The organism is Rahnella perminowiae (genome assembly GCF_019049755.1).
Lineage (GTDB): Bacteria > Pseudomonadota > Gammaproteobacteria > Enterobacterales > Enterobacteriaceae > Rahnella > Rahnella perminowiae.
On the sequence record NZ_JAFMOS010000297.1, the window covers coordinates 1 to 3,835 of the forward strand.

Consider the following 3,835-nt stretch of genomic DNA (forward strand, 5'->3'; position numbering starts at 1 on the left):
CAATATTAATGATCATTCATGACTTTTAATAGCTGACTGTTTTGAGGTTATTTATTTGTTTTTCAGACAGTTGAAAGGATAGGTGGTCTGTCTCATCGAATCACGGTAAAAGGTTAGTCTATCCCGCAAATTGCACGATGACAGGACGAAAAAAGCAGGACCGGATATCATTTCCCTGAGGGAAACTGATAAACAGGTGTACAAAAAACCGCACAAAAGAATTTGTGCGGTGTGGTTTTTATAACAAGGGCCGGAGAATCAGAGTGGCATATCAATCAGTAGCGCCCGTAGCGGGGTGCAGGCAGAAACCGTCAGGCTGTTTTCCTGATGGATAAATGCGCCATCACCGCAGGCCAGTTTTTGCAGTTCACGGCTGGCTGCTCCCAGAGCATCCACCTGGCCATGAATCGATTGCAAATATGCGCGTGGCCCGCGTACCGGCAGCGTAATTTTTTCACCTGCCGCTAAATCCAGATGATGGATCCACACCTTTTGCCGCAGTTGCAGGCTCCCGTTTTCACCGTCCGGTGAGGCCAGCAGGAAATGCGTGACCTCCGGCAGCGTCATTTTCTGCGTCAGCGGATTCTCATGCTCAGGGCAGGCATCCAGCCACAGTTGCATCCGTGTCAGTGGCCGGGTGGTGCTGGTATTCAGTTCGCTGTAACTGACATTCGCCTGCGTCGACAGCAATGCGGCTTCACCGGCACTGACCCCGGTACTGTTGCCTTCGCTGTCACGGTATTCCGCTGAACCCTGTAAAACCAGATTCAGCACATCCACGCGAGGATAGGTGCGTGGCTGGAAACTGGCGCCGGGTGCCAGCACTTCCTGATTCAGGACGCGCAGAGACGCATAGCCCATCAGTTTGGGGTCAAAGTAATGGCCAAAGGAGAATGTATACCGTGCCTGGAGCCAGCCAAAGTCAGCGGTACCGCACTCTTTTGCCGTTCTGCTGGTAATCATGGCGGTCGCCTCTCTTAAAAATTTCGATGTATAAATGGTAAGCGTCTGGACGTGTGATTGTTAGCCAGTTAATCTGGTCGCTATATTCAAATTTCCTGAAAGAGAAAAGAATGGCTAAGGATCGCGCACTCACACTGGAAGCATTACGGGTCATGGATGCGATTGACCGCAGGGGGAGTTTCGCCGCAGCTGCTGATGAGCTGGGCCGCGTCCCGTCTGCACTGAGCTACACCATGCAGAAACTGGAAGAAGAACTGGATGTGGTGTTATTTGACCGTTCAGGTCATCGGACAAAATTCACCAATGTTGGCCGGATGTTGCTTGAGCGCGGACGGGTGTTGCTGGAAGCTGCAGACAAGCTAACGGTGGATGCCGAAGCGCTGGCCCGCGGTTGGGAAACCCATATCACCATTGTCTGTGAAGCCTTATCGCCGGCCGCGCAACTGTTCCCGCTGATTGAAAAGCTGGCGCTGAAAGCCAATACGCAGGTTTCTCTGATCACCGAAGTGCTCGCCGGGGCGTGGGAACGTCTTGAGCAAGGCCGCGCGGATATCGTGATCGCGCCGGATATGCATTTCCGATCTTCTACCGAAATTAACAGCCGTAAACTGTATAAGCTGGCCAGTATCTATGTGGCCGCGCCGGATCACCCGATCCACCTTGAAGCCGAGCCGCTGTCGGAAGTCAGCCGGGTTAAATATCGCGGGATCGCCGTGGCGGATACCGCCCGTGAGCGTCCGGTATTAACCGTTCAGTTGTTGGATAAACAGCAGCGTCTGACGGTCAGCACCATTGAAGAGAAGCGTAAAGCGTTACTGGCGGGATTAGGGGTGGCGACAATGCCTTATCCGATGGTCGAGAAAGATATCGAGGAAGGGCGTTTGCGGGTGGTGAGTGCGGAATATAACCGTGAAATCGATATTATCATGGCGTGGCGTCGCGACAGCATGGGTGAGGCGAAAGCCTGGTTCCTGCGTGAAATTCCAAAGCTACTGGCTACGCGGGAAGTGAAGTCATAGCGTTTTCATTCAGTAAACCCATACCCGATGCCAACCTTCCCCTGGTGAAAGGGGAAGGAGCAGAGCGAAATTAAAAACGGGTATCGCGGCCGTGCTCAGAGTCTAAATCCTGCGCCGGTCCGGTGGAAATAATGCCATACGGGTTGATGGTTGCATGGCTGCGGAAGTAGTGATTACGAATGTGCGCGAAGTCCACCGTTTCACGGATGCCCGGCATCTGGTAGATATCACGCAGAAAACCATACAGGTTCGGGTAATCACTGATGCGGTAGCGGTCACATTTGAAATGAGTGACATACACCGGATCAAAACGCACCAGTGTGGTCCACAAACGCAAATCCGCTTCGGTCAGCTGATTGCCGGTCAGATAGCGGTGCTTGCTCAGCAATTCCTCAGCACGGGACAGCGCGTTAAACACACCCTCAACCGCTTCGTCGTAGGCATCCTGAGACGTTGCAAAACCCGCCTTATAGACACCATTGTTAATTTGCGGATACACCCACTCATTGATCTCATCAATCTCTGAGCGTAATGCCTGCGGATAGTAATCTCCGGCTTTGGCACCCACGGCATCAAATGCGCTGTTGAACATGCGGATGATATCAGCGGATTCATTGCTGACGATGGTTTGCTGCTTTTTATCCCACAGGATCGGCACTGTGACGCGGCCGGTGTAATCATTCTGCGCCCGCAGATAGATTTCATAGGCATAATTGAGATGATACAAATCGTCGCCGGTGGCTGCCGGAAAATCGGTGCCGAACGTCCAGCCGTGTTCCAGCATCAGCGGATGTACCACAGATACCGGAATAATCTCCTCCAGTCCTTTGAGGGTTCGCATCAGTAAGGTGCGGTGCGCCCACGGGCAGGCCAGTGAAACATACAGATGATAACGGTCACGTTCTGCGGTAAAGCCGCCAACGCCATGCTCGCCCGGTTCACCGTCAGGCGTTATCCAGTTGCGAAACTGCGCTGCTGAACGTTTGAAATGACCGCCGGTTGACTTGGTGTCGTACCAGGTGTCCTGCCAAACGCCATTGACTAGTTGCCCCATTTTTCCTCCTTCCCCATCATCCTTCGAGCTGCCTCTGCGTTGGCTGCCTTCTCAAACTCCAGTCACATACTATTGTATGCTCCCGGGGATTTGCTCAGTTGCCGCCTTGATGCAACTCGAATGATTTAGGGGAGATTTACCGATAAGTAATAAAAAAGGGCGAGGTGATAAATCACATCGCCCTGCAGGTCTGACATAGTGTCTTATTTAATTATAGCTGAGCTGTCACTCCCTGGTGTCGGAGCAATTACCAGTTTTTCTTGATCAGACGGTCGATGCTGAATGCACCAGGACCGGAAGCAAACAGGACGAAGAATCCTCCAGCGATAGACAGGTTTTTCATAAACATCATCTGGTTCACGCCCTGTGCAAAATCAGTGTGGAAGATCAGAGCCGTCAGGATAGTGAAAATTGCCGTGATCAGCGCTGTGGTGCGGGTAAAGAAGCCGAACAAGATGGCCAGACCACCGCCAAACTCTAACAAGATAGTCAGTGGCAGGAAGAAGCTTGGCACGCCCATAGACGTCATATAGCCCGCAGTCGCGGTGTAACCGTTAATTTTGCCCCAGCCTGCAACGATAAAAAGCACTGGCATCAAAATACGCGCAACCAGCAAAGCAGTGTCTTGTAACTTGTTCATCTTCGACTCCGAGAGTGATATACCCAAATTGGGTTAAAAGTGTTACCGGCCCGGTCGGAAAATATTTCCTGCCGTTACCGCATCAGTTGATGACGAGATAATAAGTCGGATGAATAAGTTATGTTAGCAAGTAAAACTGTCTGAATGATTCAAATAAAT

The 3,835-nt window shown here is 51.6% G+C and carries 4 protein-coding genes; 1 reads left to right on the plus strand and 3 read right to left on the minus strand.

Going from position 1 to position 3,835, the window contains the following annotated elements; all coding sequences use genetic code 11:
* Positions 1-258 precede the first annotated feature (258 nt).
* On the minus strand, positions 259-963 hold the full coding sequence (locus J1785_RS02675) for a pirin family protein (protein WP_217138180.1): 705 nt from the start codon (positions 961-963) through the stop codon (positions 259-261).
* A gap of 110 nt (positions 964-1,073) precedes the next feature.
* On the opposite strand from J1785_RS02675, the gene J1785_RS02680 reads away from it, so the two are divergent.
* On the plus strand, positions 1,074-1,982 hold the full coding sequence (locus J1785_RS02680) for a LysR family transcriptional regulator (protein WP_129954696.1): 909 nt from the start codon (positions 1,074-1,076) through the stop codon (positions 1,980-1,982).
* Between the two features lie 70 nt (positions 1,983-2,052).
* Here the strand turns inward: J1785_RS02680 and J1785_RS02685 are convergent, their stop codons facing one another.
* The gene (locus tag J1785_RS02685) at positions 2,053-3,036 is read right to left on the minus strand and encodes a glutathione S-transferase family protein (protein ID WP_129954695.1); all 984 of its coding nucleotides are present in this window, start codon (positions 3,034-3,036) and stop codon (positions 2,053-2,055) included.
* Positions 3,037-3,283: 247 nt separating this feature from the next.
* Positions 3,284-3,676, minus strand: a complete 393-nt coding sequence (locus tag J1785_RS02690; protein WP_129954694.1) for a DoxX family protein — start codon at positions 3,674-3,676, stop codon at positions 3,284-3,286.
* Positions 3,677-3,835: the final 159 nt, after the last annotated feature.